This is a genomic window from Sphingomonas sp. UBA978 (genome assembly GCF_002292295.1).
Classification (GTDB): Bacteria; Pseudomonadota; Alphaproteobacteria; order Sphingomonadales; family Sphingomonadaceae; genus Sphingomonas.
The window spans coordinates 46,076-59,296 of record NZ_DBBS01000003.1 but is presented as its reverse complement, the minus strand read 5'-3'; the positions used below and the strand labels follow the sequence as shown (position 1 = coordinate 59,296).

The window sequence follows — 13,221 nt, the reverse complement described above, 5'->3', positions numbered from 1 at the left end:
CATCAATTTGCCCATGCCGCATCCTCGAGATGCAGTTCGGCGGCGGGGCGGCTGCCCCAGTCGTCGATCTTCGCACGGCCTGCGAGCCACAGCCGGCGGTGCGGCGCAGCGCCGAGCAAGGCCTGACCCAGCGCGGTGTCGGCGGCGCGGAAGGCTACCGCCTTGAAACTGCGGCCGTCGTCGCCCGCCACGACCGCGCGGACATGGCCGTTGCCGACGACGTCGACCTTGATGATCCGCACCGGTCCGGCGGCGATCCGCGGCGCCGGCCAGCCCATGCCATAGGGTCCGCCGACGTCGAGCGATTCGACCAGCAGCGGATTGATCCCGCCGGGCGCGAGTACCGCATCGACCAGCAGCGCGCGGTCGCCCGTCGCGCGATCCACGCCGGCGGCGAGCCGTTCCTCGAGGAAATCGGCGAAGGCGGCGATTCGGTCGGCGGCGATCGTCAGCCCAGCGGCCATCGCATGGCCGCCGCCGGCGACGAGCAGGCCCTGTTCGCGCGCGGTGAGCACCGCCGCACCGAGGTCGACGCCCGCGATCGAGCGGCCCGACCCCTTGCCGAGCCCGTCCTCGCCGATCGCGATGACGATCGCGGGGCGACCGAGCTTTTCCTTAAGGCGCCCGGCGACGATGCCGATCACGCCGGGGTGCCACCCCTCCCCCGCGACCACCGCGACGCGGCGGTCGGCGGCGATCATCGTGTCGGCGGCGAGCTGCACCTCCATCTCGATCGCGCGGCGTTCCTCGTTGAGGCGATCGAGTTCCTCGGCGATGGTCCGCGCCTCGTCGGCGTCGCGCGTGGTGAGCAACCGGACGCCGAGGTCAGCGCGACCAACGCGACCGCCGGCGTTGATCCGCGGCCCGAGCGCGAAGCCGAGGTCGCTGCACGTCGGCGCACGGGTGAGGCGCGAGGCGGCGACCAGCGCGGCAAGACCGATGTTGCGGCCCTGCGCCATCACCTTCAGCCCCTGCGCGACGAAGGCGCGATTGAGCCCGCGCAGCTGCGCGACATCGGCGACGGTGCCGAGCGCGACGATATCGAGATGATCGATCAGCCGCGGTTCGGCGCGGTCGGCGAAGAAGCCGCGCGTCCGCAGCGTGCGGATCAGCGCGGCGGCGAGCAGGAAACAGACGCCGACCGCGGCGAGATGGCCATGCGCCGCGCCCTCGTCCTCGTCGAGGCGGTTGGGGTTCACCAGCGCATGCGCGAGCGGCAGCGCGGCGGCGCATTTGTGATGGTCGACGACGAGGACGTCGACGGGATGCGCATGCGCGGTCGCCAGCGCCTCGAACGCCTGCGCGCCGCAATCGACCGTGACGATCAGCGAGGCGCCCTCCTGCGCCAGTCGTACGAGCGCGTCGCCGGACGGGCCGTACCCCTCCAGCAGGCGATCGGGGATGTAGGGCCGCGCCTCGACACCGAGATCGCGCAGGACGAGGATCAGCAGCGCCGCCGAGGTCGCGCCATCGACGTCATAGTCGCCGAACACCGCGATGCTCTCGCGCGCCTGCACCGCATCGGCGAGCCGTTCGGCGGCTCGGTCCATGTCGCGGAAGATCGAGGGATCGGGCATGAACGCGCGGATCGACGGGTTGCGATGCCGGTCGAGCGCCTCGCGCGGCGCACCGCGGGCGAGCAGCAGCTGCGTCACGAGATCGTCGGTGCCGAACCCGTCGCGCCCGTCGGCGGCGAGGCTGCGCCATTGCCAGGGCTGGCCGAGAATCGATTCCGTTACGCCGAGGACGGGGGTCATGGATGCTGGGGTTTCCGGTGTGCGCGCGGGGCTGGCGCCAGGCGGTCGATACGCCACGTGCGCGGCGGCGGCAAACCCAGCCTTCGACAGCGGCGCGTCCGCCACCTATATGCGGGACAATGGCCGATTCCTTTGACCTGGGCGAAGTGCCGCAACCCGCGGTGCCGACGCCGCCTGCCTCTGGCCCCTATCGCGTGCTCGCGCGCAAATACCGTCCGCAGACCTTTTCCGAACTGATTGGGCAGGATGCGATGGTCACCACGCTGGGCAATGCGATCAAGCGCGACCGGCTGGCGCATGCGTTCCTGATGACCGGCGTGCGCGGGGTCGGCAAGACGTCGACCGCACGCCTGATCGCCAAGGCGCTCAACTGCGTTGGCCCGGATGGCAGCGGCGGCCCGACGATCGATCCATGCGGGGTGTGCGAGCCCTGCCGCGCGATCGCCGAGGGGCGCCATATCGACGTGATCGAGATGGACGCCGCGAGCCACACCGGCGTCGACGACGTGCGCGAGATCATCGATGCCGCGCGCTATGCCGCGGTGTCGGCGCGCTACAAGATCTACATCGTGGACGAGGTCCACATGCTGTCCAAGAACGCCTTCAACGCGCTGTTGAAGACGCTGGAGGAGCCGCCCGCGCACGTGAAGTTCCTGTTCGCCACGACCGAGGTGAACAAGGTGCCGATCACCGTGCTGTCGCGCTGCCAGCGGTTCGACCTGCGCCGCATCTCCGCCGAACAGCTGGCCGGGCATTTCGCCTTCGTCTGCAGGGAGGAGGGCGTCGAGGCCGAGCCGGAGGCGCTGATGCTGATCGCACGCGCGGCGGAAGGGTCGGCGCGCGACGGCCTGTCGATCCTCGACCAGGGCATCGCGCATGCCGGGCTGGAGGGCGGCGGCGTCACCGCGGCGGCGGTGCGGCAGATGCTCGGCCTGTCCGATCGCGGTGCGGTGCGCGACCTGCTCGGGCTGGTGCTCGCCGGCAATGCGGCGGCCAGTCTCGCCAGCCTGCGCCGGCAATATGATTATGGCGTCGACCCGCAATCGGTGCTGCGGGCGATGCTGGAGACGGTGCACGGCATCACGCTTGCCAAGGTCGGCACGGCCGAGGACCCGGCGCAGCCCGTCGAGGAGCGCAACGCGCGTGCCGAATGGGCCGCGAGGCTGTCCTTCCCCGCGCTGCATCGCCTGTGGCAATTGTTCCTGAAGGGGCATGACGAGGTCGCCAAGGCGGCGTTGCCGATCGAGGCAGCGGAAATGGCGTTGCTGCGCGCGATCCACGCCTCGACCCTGCCTGATCCGGGCGAGCTCGCGCGGCAGATCGCGAGCGGCAGGATTGCAGCGGCACCGGCGGCCGTGGCGGCACTCGCGCCCCCGGCTGCACCGGTCGCGGCCGAGCGGCAGGGCCCGCCCGCCGACTTCGCCGGGCTGGTCGAACTACTGGAGGACAACGGCCATCACGCGGTCGCGGCGCAGCTGAGCAACGGCGCGCGCGTCGTCCGCTATGCCGCGCCCGAGCTGATCCTGAGCGGATCGCGGCCGATGTCGGCGGATACGCTGCGCGACGTCGCCGACGCGCTGAAGAAGACGACCGGCCATGTGTGGAAGATCGCCTTGGAGGATGCGCCCGGCGCGCCTACCTTGCGGGAGCAGGCCAAGGCCGATGAAGAGGCGACGCGCCAGGCGATCCTCGACACGCCGCTGGTGAAGGCGGCGTTCGCGGCCTTCCCGGAAGCGGAACTGGAAGCCTGGCCCGGCAAACGGAGTATCGCATGAAGAACCTCGATGAAATCCTCGCGATGGCGCAGAACGTCCAGAGCGAGTTGCAGAAGGCGCAGGACCAGCTCGACACGATCGAGGTCGAGGGCGTCTCGGGCGGCGGGCTCGTAAAGGTGAAGGCGAGCGCCAAGGGGCGGATCATCAACATCGCGATCGACGATTCGCTGATCGAGCTCTCCGAGAAACAGATGCTCGAGGACCTGCTGGCGGCGGCGTTTAACGACGCTCGCACAAAGGCGGATGCGGTGTCGGGCGCCGAAATGTCGAAGATGACCAGCGGCCTGCCGCTGCCGCCGGGCTTCAAGCTGCCGTTCTGACCTGCGCCCTCTCTCCGAATGGGAGAGGGAAATGCCCCGGCTCTACTTCAGACAGCTGTCCAGTCCGGCGCGGCGCACCGTGCTGACGTAGCGGGCGAGCGTGTTGCCGTGGCGCCGGACGAAGCCGCGCGGATCGATCGCCGCGCGCTTCTTCGGCAGCGGCAGCACCGCGGCGATGCGACCCGCCTCGGTCGGCGACAGCCGGGTCGCGTCATGCCCGAAATAGCGCAGCGCCGCGGCATCCGCGCCATAGGTGCCGATTCCCGTCTCGGCGACGTTGAGATAGACCTCCATGATCCGGCGTTTGCTCCACAGCGTCTCGATCAGGACGGTGAAATAGGCCTCGAAAGCCTTGCGGACATAGCCGCCACCCTGGAAAAGGAAGGCGTTCTTGGCGGTCTGCTGGCTGATCGTAGAACCGCCACGGATGCGCCCGCCCTGCGCGTTGCGATAGGCTGCGCCGGCGATCGCGCGGAAATCGAAACCATGGTGTTCGCAGAAGCGCGAATCCTCGCCGGCGATGGCGGCGCGTGCCATGTCGGGGTCCATCTGGGACAGCGGCATCCATTGCTTGGTGACGCTGCGTCCGGCGAGCAGGTCGCCCGCCATCGTCCAGGTGAACGGCACCGGCACGAAGCGGTAGATACCGACCCACAGCACGCTGACGCCGACGAATACGAGGCCGGCCTTGAACAGGATGCGGAGGATGGAGATCATCGCCGCCTCTTACGGGGCGGGTGCGGTCGCCAGCAAGCCCAGGATGGCATCGGCGGCATCGACGCCGGTCCGGTAGGCGCCATGGGCGGTCGAGAAGTCGTGACGCGAACAGGCCTCGCCCGCGAAGAACAGCCGGTCGTCCACCGGCGCCGCCAGCACAGCGCGCGCGGGGGCATGGCCGACGCGGGCGTGGCTGTAGCTGCCGTGGATATGCGGGGCGGCGCGCCAGTGCGTCGCCGTCAGCGGCGTCACGCGCGATCGCCACGACGCGCCGAGCAGCGCGACCAGTTCCTTATGCGCGAAATCGGTCGCGGCGGCGGCATCGGGCATCGCCTCCGCACAGGCGCCGCCAAAGAAGCTTTCGATGATCGGCAGACCGAAGGGCGACAGGCGATGGCTGGCGGTGCAGGCACTGTCGGGAGCGCCGATGAGGTGGGCATTGGCCGGCCATTCGGGCGCGTCGACGGCGAAGAACACCTTGTCGGCGAGGCCGAGCGGCAACGCGGCGGCGGCATCGTGCTTGGCGGGAAGCGGCGGGTCGAAGCGAAGCGCAGCATAAGTGGTCGTTGGAATGGCGAGCACGACGCGATCGGCCTCGATCACGCCCACCGGGGTATCGAGGCGGATCGTACGGCCGCCGTGATCGATGCGGAGGACCGGCGTGGCGAGCCGCACCGGCACGTCCGCGGCATGGTGGACGACGAGCGTGCCATAGCCGGCGGGAAGCGCCCAATTGTCGTCCGTCGCGGCATCTTCATAGGCGGCCCAGTCGTGCAGCGACACGCGGTCCAGCGGCGCGCTATTGGCATAGCCGGAGATGGCGTCGATCATCGGACGCCACGGATCATCCAGCGCGACGAAGGCCGAGAGCGGCTGGTCGGGTCCGTCGAGCGCGGCATGAGCGGCGGCTTTGAAACGCGCATAAGCGTCGCGAAAGGCACTTTTTGCCTCGGGCGGGAAACCGAGGTCGCGCCATTGCTCGCCCCAATTAGGGGAGGAGCGGTCGATCGCAAAGCCGTCGCGCTCGGCGATCGCGGTCCAGGGATTGCGCCGGGCGGAGTGGAGCCAGCCGCAGCCGAGGTCGACGGTCGGCTTGACGGGGATAGGGAGGCTCAGGCTGTGCGCTCTGCCCCCCAATCGATCACCCGCCTCGACCAGCAGCACCTCCGTCCCCGCGTCGTCCAGACGACGGGCAGCAGCGATTCCGGCCGCGCCGCCGCCGATGACGACGGTGCGGCCCATGTCATGCGGCGGCGAGCAGGCGCTTTTCGCCGGCGATGCGCATCATCGCCTTCTGCAGCTTTTCGAACGCGCGCACCTCGATCTGGCGGACGCGTTCGCGGCTGACGCCATAGACCTGGCTCAGTTCCTCGAGCGTCTTGGGATCGTCGGTCAGGCGGCGTTCGGTGAGGATGTGCTTCTCGCGGTCGTTGAGGTCGTCCATCGCCGACACCAGCATGCCGTGGCGGACGTCCGCCTCCTGTGCCTCGGCGACGACGCTGTCCTGCAGCGGCGCGTCGTCCTGCAGCCAGTCCTGCCACTGCCCCTCGCCATCCTCGCGCATCGAGACGTTGAGCGACGTATCGCCGCCCATCGCCATGCGGCGGTTCATCGACACGACGTCGCTCTCGGCGACGCCCAGATCGGTAGCGATCTTGGTGATATGCTCGGGCTTGAGGTCGCCGTCCTCGAACGCGTCGAGCTTAGACTTCATCCGGCGCAGGTTGAAGAACAGCTTCTTCTGCGCCGCGGTGGTGCCCATCTTCACGAGGCTCCACGAGCGCAGGATATATTCCTGGATCGAGGCGCGGATCCACCACATCGCATAGGTGGCGAGGCGGAAGCCCCGGTCCGGCTCGAATTTCTTCACGCCCTGCATCAGGCCGATGTTGCCCTCGCTGATGAGTTCGGACGTCGGCAGGCCATAGCCGCGATAGCCCATTGCGATCTTCGCCACGAGCCGCAGGTGCGAAGTGACGAGCTGCGCCGCCGCATCGGTGTCGCCATGCTCCTGGAAGCGCTTGGCGAGCATGAATTCCTGCTCGGGCGTGAGGATGGGGAATTTCTTGATCTCGGACAGGTAGCGGTTGAGGCTCTGCTCCCCGCCGAGGGCAGGAATCGTCGCGGGGACGTTGCTGCGTGCTGCCATGATCTGATCTCCCTTATTTTGCGGAGGCATTCATCCCGCACTGCGGCGACGAACGGCTCTAACCTATACGTGAAGCTCGGTGAACAGTTCCTGCATGTCAGCAGGCATATCGCTATCGAACGCCAAAGCGGTGCTTTTCACCGGATGGATGAACCCGAGGTGCGCGGCATGCAAGGCCTGCCGGCGGAAACCGAGGGTTTCCAGCAATGCTTTTTGAGCACCCTTTGTTCTACCATAGACCGGGTCACCCAGCAAGGCGTGGCCGATCGAGGCCATGTGAACGCGCACCTGATGCGTGCGGCCCGTCTCCAGCCGGCATTCGACCAGCGCCGCGTCGCGCAGCCGTTCCATCGTGCGGAAATGTGTCACCGCGCGCTTGCCGCCCTGCACGATCGCGATCTTCTTGCGATTGGTCGCCGACCGCGCGAGCGGGGCGTCGACCTTGCCCTCCGCCGGGCGGGGCAGGCCGCCGACGATGGCGCGATAGCGGCGGTCGATGCTGTGGTCGTGAAACTGGCGGGCGAGCCCCTCATGCGCGCGGTCGGTCTTGGCCGCGACCATCAGGCCCGACGTGTCCTTGTCGATGCGATGAACGATGCCCGGCCGGGCGACGCCGCCGATCCCCGACAGGCTGCCCTGGCAATGGTGAAGCAACGCGTTGACGAGCGTGCCGTCGAGATTGCCCGCGGCGGGATGGACGACGAGCCCGGCGGGCTTGTCGATCACGATGAGGTGTTCGTCCTCATAGGCGACGACGAGCGGAATATCCTGCGCTTCGTTGTGCGGCAGCGTCGGGATCGGCACCGCGACCGACAGCCGGTCGCCCGCCGCGGCGCGCTTGGCGGGGTCGCGCACCATCGTGCCGTCGCGGGTGACCGCGCCACTGGCGATCAGCACCTTCAGCCGCTCGCGCGACAGCGTCGGCACCGCATCGGCGAGCGCACGATCCAGCCGCCAGCCGTCGGCCGTGGTGGCGATCGTCGCCTGTATGATGGAAACCCCCCGGTCCATGGATTAGGGATGTGGGCATGGCGGTGACGATTGCAAGCGAGCTTGTCCGGCAAATCCTGACGGAGGCCGCGGCGTCCCCGCAGGTGGAGATCTGCGGGCTGTTGTTCGGCGATGCGCAGGCGATCACCGCCGCCCTGCCCTGCCGCAATGTCGCCGCCGATCCGGCACGCTGGTTCGAGATCGATCCCGCCGCGCTGGTGGCGGCACATCGCGCGGCGCGGACCGGCGGACCGCAAATCGTCGGCCATTATCATTCGCACCCGACCGGCGTGGCGGTGCCGTCGCCGCGCGATGCAGAGAGTGCGATGGCGGACGGCGCCTTGTGGCTGATCGCGGCGGGCGGCGTGGTGCGCGGGTGGCGCGCGGTCGCGGACGGCCCGGTCGAGGGACGGTTCGAGCGTGTTGCCCTAGATGCGCGTCCCATCGGCTGAGCCGCGCGCGGCTTGCCAGCGCGACTCGGGTCGGCCACAGATCGCCCGAGAGTTCAGGGGATACCAATGTCCGTCAGCCCGGTCGATTTCGCGAGTTTGCTGTGTTCGCGGCTGTGCCACGATCTGTTGTCGCCGGTCGGCGCGCTCAATAACGGGCTGGAACTGCTTGGCGACGAGAACGACCCGGAGATGCGCGCGCGGGTGTTCCAGCTGCTCAGCGAGAGTGCGCGCGCATCCGCAAACAAGCTCAAGTTCTTCCGGCTGGCGTTCGGCGCGGGCGGCGGCTTCGCCGAGCGGATCGACAGTCGCGAGGCGAAGACCGCGATCGAAGGGCTGCTGGTCGACAACAAGCGGACGACGTTCAACTGGTGGGTCGAGGGCGAGGCGCTGCCGAAGACCGCGATGAAGGTGATGCTGAACCTGACGCTGATCGCCAGCGAGGCGCTGGTCCGCGGCGGCACGCTCGACGTCGGTGGCGAGGAGAACAACGGCCAGCTCGAGATCGTGGTCAAGATCGAGGGGCCACGGATCATCCTCGACCCGGAATTGCGCGAGACGCTGACCGACGGCGAGCGCACGGGCGGCGTCACCCCGCGCGCGGCGGCGGCCTATCTGGTGCATACGTTGGTCGCGCAGGCAGGTGGCGCGGTGCAGGTCAGCGAGCCGGCGGACAACGTCATGATCCTAGGCGCGGTGTTCAACGCGGGATAAACCCGTCACCCGTCATTGCGAGCGCAGCGAAGCAATCCAGAGCGTCATACGGTTCTCTGGCGTGCTTCGCTGCGCTCGCAATGACGAACGGTGGGGGCAAGGTCGGCTGGGTCAATTACTCAGCATCGCATCAAGCGCTGGCGTCAAATATTCGCGCGTTTCGCCATCGACCAGCGTGACGATCCGGCCGGCGATGCGGTGCGTCGCCGCCAGTGCCAGCCCCAGCTCTACCCCCAGCACGGTCAGCGCGGTCGCCCAGGCGTCCGCGGTCAACGCGTCGGCGTGGATGACGCTTACGGACACGATGCCGTTGGTCACGGGATGGCCGGCGCGCGGATCGATGGTGTGGGCGCCGCGCCGATAGTCGCCGGAGGTGGCGACGGCGAGGCCGTGCAAGGCGATCCGTAGCGGCGCCAGAGTGCCGCCGGGCGGCACCTCCAGATCGACCCACCATGGCTCGCCGTCAGGGCGCAGGCCGCGGCCGATGAGTTCGCCGCCGATCTCGACCAGCGCATGGACCACGCCGCGCCGCGCGAGCAGGTCCGCCACGGCGTCGACCGCAAACCCCTTGGCGATGCCCGACAGGTCGAGCGCCAGCCCGCCCGGCTGGCGCAGGCGGCGGTCGCCAGCGCTGTAGGTCAGGCGTCGCCAGCCCGCCGCAGCGAGCGCGGACGACAGCGCCACGTCGGTCGGCGGCGCATCGACCGGGTACGGACCGAAGCCCCACAGGTCGACCAGCCGGCCGATCGTCGGATCGAACGCACCGCCGGTTGCCGCGGCGATCGCCAGCCCACGCGCGACGACATGCGCGAAATCGGGCGGCAGCGTCGCCCACTCTCCTGCGCCCGCGCGATTGAAGCGCGACAGCAGCGAGGTCGGCGACCAGTGGCTCATCTCGCCGACGATGCCGTCGAAGCGCGCGACGATCGCGGCCTCGAGCACGGCGACCGACATGCCGGCGGGAAGGACGGCGCGCACGCTCCAGCGCGTCCCCATCGTCTCCCCGCCGAGATCGACGACCGCCGCGGCCGGATCGTGCGCCGCAACCGCCGCCGGGTCGATGACCGCGGGCAAGGCGATCCGCATCGCGGGCGGGCTCAGGGGGTCAGCACTTCCAGCGTGGTGACGTAGGTCATCCGGCGTTCGGTCGCGCGCGGAACGGTCGTCTTGGTGTCGGTCGCGGTGGCGTTGAGCCAGTACATACCGGCAGTCGGCCAGGTCACAGTGAGCACGCCGTCAGCGCCGGTTGTCAGGTTCATCGCGCCTTCGTCGTTGCGATAGCGCTTGCCGCCGGGGATGACGGTGACCTTGAGACCGGGCGCGGGCTTACCGTCGATCAGGAAGCGGAATTTCGCTGCCTCGCCGGCGACGAGTTCGTCGGGATGGGTGACGGGCGCAAATTCCAGCCCCTTGCCGGTCGGCTTGAGCACCGTCGTGGTCGGCGCGCCGGCGGTGAGGAACACCTCGTTGCGCGACGACATTTCGGTCAGCTTCACCTCGGTGGCGTTGGCGGGGATGTCGGCGACGGTCAGCGGCGCGGGCTGGCCGGGACGCGGCAGGCCACCGCGGCCGCCGACGCGCTTCTCGACGCCATCCGCCTTGAAGCTGCCCATGACGGCGGACATCTGCGTCGCCACCTTCCATGTGCCGGGCTTGTCGAGTTCGACGTCGAACACCGAGCGATAGCGGCCGGTCGCGCCGTTTTGCAGCTTGCCCTCGCTGCCATCGGGCTGCCACACCTTGACCCCGTCGAGGCGCAGCGGCTGGTGATCGAAGAAGAACAGGTCGTTCGACACCGCGGCGTCGATCGTCGCCCAGCTGTCGGTGCCGGAAAAGACGGTGCCGGACGGCAGCATCCACATCCGGTGAGCGGAGAGCACCGCCGGGGCCGCGATAAGCGCAGTCGCGGCCAGCAGGCGGATGGCATAGGGCTTCATCGGGCGGTCCTTCAGCGGGCGGAGAGCGTGATCGCGCCGAGCTCGGTCTTGCCGGCGGCACGCGCATTCGGGTTGGGCACGGTCAGCGGCAGCGTGACAAGTTCGCGGCCGCCGGTTTCCCGCGCCGCCTCGACGTTGAGGACATATTGGCCGGGCTTGAGATTGTCGGGCAGGCGGACGGTATATTGCCCCGGCGCGCGGGTGGCGCCGCTGACGCCGTCGGCGGGGACGGTCATCGAGCGGCCGCCCTTGCGCCACCAGGCGCGCAGGTCGGCGAGATATTTCGTGCCGGCGTCCTTGCCGGTCTTCTTCGTCTCATACCAGAGCGCAACGGTGCGTGGCGCGCCGCCGCCGACCGGCTCCACCCACATCGCGACATAGGGGCGGTGATATTCGGCGACATCCTGTTTGGGGATGGTGACGGTGACGGTAGCGGCGCTCGCCGGGGCGGCGATGACGCCGCCGATCAGCGCGAAGGTCGATGGGCGCATATTTTCCCCTTAATGGATGAAGACGAGGATCAGGACGATCGGGATGACGACGCCGGCCGCGACGATCGGCCAGGTGGTCGGGCGGTGGCGGGCGTGGAGCTGGAGCAGCAGCAGCCCGGTCAGCGTGAACAGGATGCAGGCGCCGGCGAAGATATCGAGGAACCAGCTCCACGCGCCGCCGGTGTTGCGGCCTTTGTGGAGGTCGTTGAGATAGGCGATCCAGCCGCGGCTGGTGGCTTCCGAGGTGATCGCGCCGCTGGTGCGGTCGATGCTGACCCAGGCGTCGCCGCCGGGCCGGGGCAGCGCCACATAGACGTCGGCGTCGGACCATTCGCCGGGATGGCCGGCGGGATCGAGGCCGACCGCGCGGCTGACCGCGGCGGCGACGGGCGCGGGCAACGGTGCATCGGCGGCAGCGGGCTTCGCGAGTGCGCGCAGCAGCGGCGGAGGCAATGTGCCGGCCTTGTCGGTGACGACCGGGGTCGCGCCGATCGAGGCGGCATGGTTGAGCGTGATCCCGGTCGCGGCGAACAGCAACATGCCGACCAGCGAGATCGCCGCGCTCATCCAGTGCCATGTATGCAATTGCTTGAGCCACCAGCCGCGCCATTTGCTCTTGCGCTTGCGGACGACGGGTCTGGGGGCGGATTCGGTGCGGCTCACCCGCCTCGACTAGCCGCGGCGGAACAACAGTTCAACTCTCTTGCGAATGATTATCATACGCACCTGTCAGAGATAGCGCATCCACCGCGCACCGCTGGCCCGCTTGTGCGCGGCGAACCATCGCGTCGCCAGCCACAGCGGCGGCGTCAGTACAGCGGCGATCAGCCAAAGCCAGGCGACGGATGGGACGTCGGGCAGGTCGGCGGTGGTCACGCCCGCCGCCCTTGCCGCGACGATCCGCACGATGTGAAGGACGTAGAGGTGGAGGATATAGAAGAACAGCGGCGCGCCGCCGAGCACGGCCAGCCAGCGCCCTGCCCGTGCCGGCCATGCCGCCAGCAACAGCGCACCGATACCGAGCGTCAGCAGCAGGAAATCGAGCGAAGGCGGGTATTTGGTGACATTGAGCAGGCTCATCACCGTCGCGAGCGGGGTATCGCCGACCTGCCACGGATGGGGATCGCCATAGCCGTTCAGCCCGCGGACGACGGCGAAGGCGACCAGCGCTACCATACCGCACCGGCGCAGCCGGTGTGTGCGCACCGCCGCCGGCGTGTCCACCGCGAACCACGGCCCGATCGCATAGCCGAGCGCGATCACCCCGACCCACGGCAGCACCGGATAGGAGGTTCGCGCCCGCGCCCCCTCCCACAGATCGATATAGCCGCGATCGTGCAGGATGGCCCACAGGACATGGCCCGGCTGGCCGTCGGCGATGGCGACCGGATCGAGCATATTGTGGCCGACGACGATGATCCCGCCGATCGCGGCGATCCACGCGCGCGGCAGGTGGACGAGCGCGGCGAGTGCGATCATCGACCAGCCGATCGCCCAGATCACCTGCAGGAACACGGTAGTCGGCGGCCAGGCGAAGGTCCAGGCGAAACCGATGACGGTCAGTTCGAGGAGGATCAGGAACAGCCCGCGCTTGAGCAGGAACGCCGAGGTCGCCGCCGCCGGCCGGCGCGCGCCGTACAGCCATGCGGCGAGGCCGGTGAGCGCGACGAAGACCGGCGCACACAGATGCGCCGCCAGCCGCGTGAAGAACAGGCCCGGCGTCACCGCGGCAAGACCCATCGGATCGGCGACCTGATGGCCATAGAAGAAGGTTTCGCGCGCGTGATCGACCAGCATCAGCAGCATGACGAGCCCGCGTAGGCCGTCGATCGATCCGATACGGGCGGCGGTTGCGGCGGTGCGGGCAGCAGGGGCGCGGACGGGCGTGGCGAGCGTGTCGATCGTCATTATCCCGCGCTATG

General features: G+C 69.1%; 14 protein-coding genes. 4 read left to right on the top strand and 10 right to left on the bottom strand.

The annotated features are described in order from the left end of the window. Window positions 1-2: 2 nt before the first annotated feature. Window positions 3-1,757, bottom strand: a complete 1,755-nt coding sequence (gene recJ / locus B2515_RS00925) for a single-stranded-DNA-specific exonuclease RecJ (protein WP_293872706.1) — start codon at window positions 1,755-1,757, stop codon at window positions 3-5. A gap of 119 nt (window positions 1,758-1,876) precedes the next feature. On the opposite strand from recJ, the gene B2515_RS00920 reads away from it, so the two are divergent. Next, on the top strand, window positions 1,877-3,532 hold the full coding sequence (locus tag B2515_RS00920) for a DNA polymerase III subunit gamma/tau (RefSeq protein WP_293872705.1): 1,656 nt from the start codon (window positions 1,877-1,879) through the stop codon (window positions 3,530-3,532). After that, entirely contained in the window at window positions 3,529-3,852 is a 324-nt protein-coding gene (locus B2515_RS00915; RefSeq protein ID WP_293872704.1) for a YbaB/EbfC family nucleoid-associated protein, read from the top strand. The genes B2515_RS00920 and B2515_RS00915 overlap by 4 nt, the downstream gene beginning before the upstream one ends. A 42-nt stretch (window positions 3,853-3,894) precedes the next feature. Here the strand turns inward: B2515_RS00915 and mtgA are convergent, their stop codons facing one another. The 4 genes from mtgA to B2515_RS00895 form a co-directional block, all read right to left on the bottom strand. Beyond that, window positions 3,895-4,569 carry a monofunctional biosynthetic peptidoglycan transglycosylase gene (gene mtgA / locus B2515_RS00910; RefSeq protein ID WP_293872703.1) on the bottom strand — a complete coding sequence of 225 codons (675 nt, stop codon included), beginning with the start codon at window positions 4,567-4,569 and terminating at the stop codon, window positions 3,895-3,897. A 9-nt stretch (window positions 4,570-4,578) separates the two neighbouring features. Then, window positions 4,579-5,811: a flavin monoamine oxidase family protein gene (locus tag B2515_RS00905; protein ID WP_293872702.1), complete on the bottom strand. Its 1,233-nt coding sequence runs from the start codon at window positions 5,809-5,811 to the stop codon at window positions 4,579-4,581. A gap of 1 nt (window position 5,812) precedes the next feature. Continuing rightward, the gene (gene rpoH / locus B2515_RS00900; protein WP_293872701.1) at window positions 5,813-6,718 is read right to left on the bottom strand and encodes an RNA polymerase sigma factor RpoH; all 906 of its coding nucleotides are present in this window, start codon (window positions 6,716-6,718) and stop codon (window positions 5,813-5,815) included. Between the two features lie 63 nt (window positions 6,719-6,781). Continuing rightward, complete coding sequence (locus B2515_RS00895) at window positions 6,782-7,729, bottom strand: RluA family pseudouridine synthase (RefSeq protein ID WP_293872700.1); 948 nt, start codon at window positions 7,727-7,729, stop codon at window positions 6,782-6,784. 17 nt (window positions 7,730-7,746) lie between these two features. On the opposite strand from B2515_RS00895, the gene B2515_RS00890 reads away from it, so the two are divergent. Further along, window positions 7,747-8,160 carry a M67 family metallopeptidase gene (locus B2515_RS00890; protein WP_293872699.1) on the top strand — a complete coding sequence of 138 codons (414 nt, stop codon included), beginning with the start codon at window positions 7,747-7,749 and terminating at the stop codon, window positions 8,158-8,160. 66 nt (window positions 8,161-8,226) lie between these two features. Next, window positions 8,227-8,871 carry a histidine phosphotransferase family protein gene (locus B2515_RS00885; RefSeq protein ID WP_293872698.1) on the top strand — a complete coding sequence of 215 codons (645 nt, stop codon included), beginning with the start codon at window positions 8,227-8,229 and terminating at the stop codon, window positions 8,869-8,871. A gap of 111 nt (window positions 8,872-8,982) precedes the next feature. Here the strand turns inward: B2515_RS00885 and B2515_RS00880 are convergent, their stop codons facing one another. The 5 genes from B2515_RS00880 to B2515_RS00860 form a co-directional block, all read right to left on the bottom strand. Next, a complete protein-coding gene (locus tag B2515_RS00880; RefSeq protein ID WP_293872697.1) occupies window positions 8,983-9,957 on the bottom strand; it encodes an FAD:protein FMN transferase in 975 nt (324 codons plus the stop codon). Between the two features lie 11 nt (window positions 9,958-9,968). Further along, window positions 9,969-10,808: a DUF4198 domain-containing protein gene (locus tag B2515_RS00875; RefSeq protein ID WP_293872696.1), complete on the bottom strand. Its 840-nt coding sequence runs from the start codon at window positions 10,806-10,808 to the stop codon at window positions 9,969-9,971. Window positions 10,809-10,819: 11 nt separating this feature from the next. Continuing rightward, window positions 10,820-11,299, bottom strand: a complete 480-nt coding sequence (locus B2515_RS00870) for a DUF2271 domain-containing protein (protein WP_293872695.1) — start codon at window positions 11,297-11,299, stop codon at window positions 10,820-10,822. Window positions 11,300-11,308: 9 nt separating this feature from the next. Beyond that, window positions 11,309-11,962: a PepSY-associated TM helix domain-containing protein gene (locus tag B2515_RS00865; RefSeq protein ID WP_293872694.1), complete on the bottom strand. Its 654-nt coding sequence runs from the start codon at window positions 11,960-11,962 to the stop codon at window positions 11,309-11,311. 66 nt (window positions 11,963-12,028) lie between these two features. Next, on the bottom strand, window positions 12,029-13,207 hold the full coding sequence (locus B2515_RS00860) for a DUF1624 domain-containing protein (protein WP_293872693.1): 1,179 nt from the start codon (window positions 13,205-13,207) through the stop codon (window positions 12,029-12,031). Window positions 13,208-13,221: the final 14 nt, after the last annotated feature.

Excerpts from the sequence above, each read along its gene's own strand:
- B2515_RS00875 (WP_293872696.1), bottom strand. The coding sequence starts at position 10,808 with ATGAAGCCCTATGCCATCCGCCTGCTGGCCGCGACTGCGCTTATCGCG.
- recJ (WP_293872706.1), bottom strand. The coding sequence starts at position 1,757 with ATGACCCCCGTCCTCGGCGTAACGGAATCGATTCTCGGCCAGCCCTGG.
- B2515_RS00905 (WP_293872702.1), bottom strand. The coding sequence starts at position 5,811 with ATGGGCCGCACCGTCGTCATCGGCGGCGGCGCGGCCGGAATCGCTGCT.
- mtgA (WP_293872703.1), bottom strand. The coding sequence starts at position 4,569 with ATGATCTCCATCCTCCGCATCCTGTTCAAGGCCGGCCTCGTATTCGTC.
- B2515_RS00870 (WP_293872695.1), bottom strand. The coding sequence starts at position 11,299 with ATGCGCCCATCGACCTTCGCGCTGATCGGCGGCGTCATCGCCGCCCCG.
- B2515_RS00880 (WP_293872697.1), bottom strand. The coding sequence starts at position 9,957 with ATGCGGATCGCCTTGCCCGCGGTCATCGACCCGGCGGCGGTTGCGGCG.
- B2515_RS00885 (WP_293872698.1), top strand. The coding sequence starts at position 8,227 with ATGTCCGTCAGCCCGGTCGATTTCGCGAGTTTGCTGTGTTCGCGGCTG.
- B2515_RS00895 (WP_293872700.1), bottom strand. The coding sequence starts at position 7,729 with ATGGACCGGGGGGTTTCCATCATACAGGCGACGATCGCCACCACGGCC.
- B2515_RS00890 (WP_293872699.1), top strand. The coding sequence starts at position 7,747 with ATGGCGGTGACGATTGCAAGCGAGCTTGTCCGGCAAATCCTGACGGAG.
- B2515_RS00860 (WP_293872693.1), bottom strand. The coding sequence starts at position 13,207 with ATGACGATCGACACGCTCGCCACGCCCGTCCGCGCCCCTGCTGCCCGC.
- rpoH (WP_293872701.1), bottom strand. The coding sequence starts at position 6,718 with ATGGCAGCACGCAGCAACGTCCCCGCGACGATTCCTGCCCTCGGCGGG.
- B2515_RS00920 (WP_293872705.1), top strand. The coding sequence starts at position 1,877 with ATGGCCGATTCCTTTGACCTGGGCGAAGTGCCGCAACCCGCGGTGCCG.
- B2515_RS00915 (WP_293872704.1), top strand. The coding sequence starts at position 3,529 with ATGAAGAACCTCGATGAAATCCTCGCGATGGCGCAGAACGTCCAGAGC.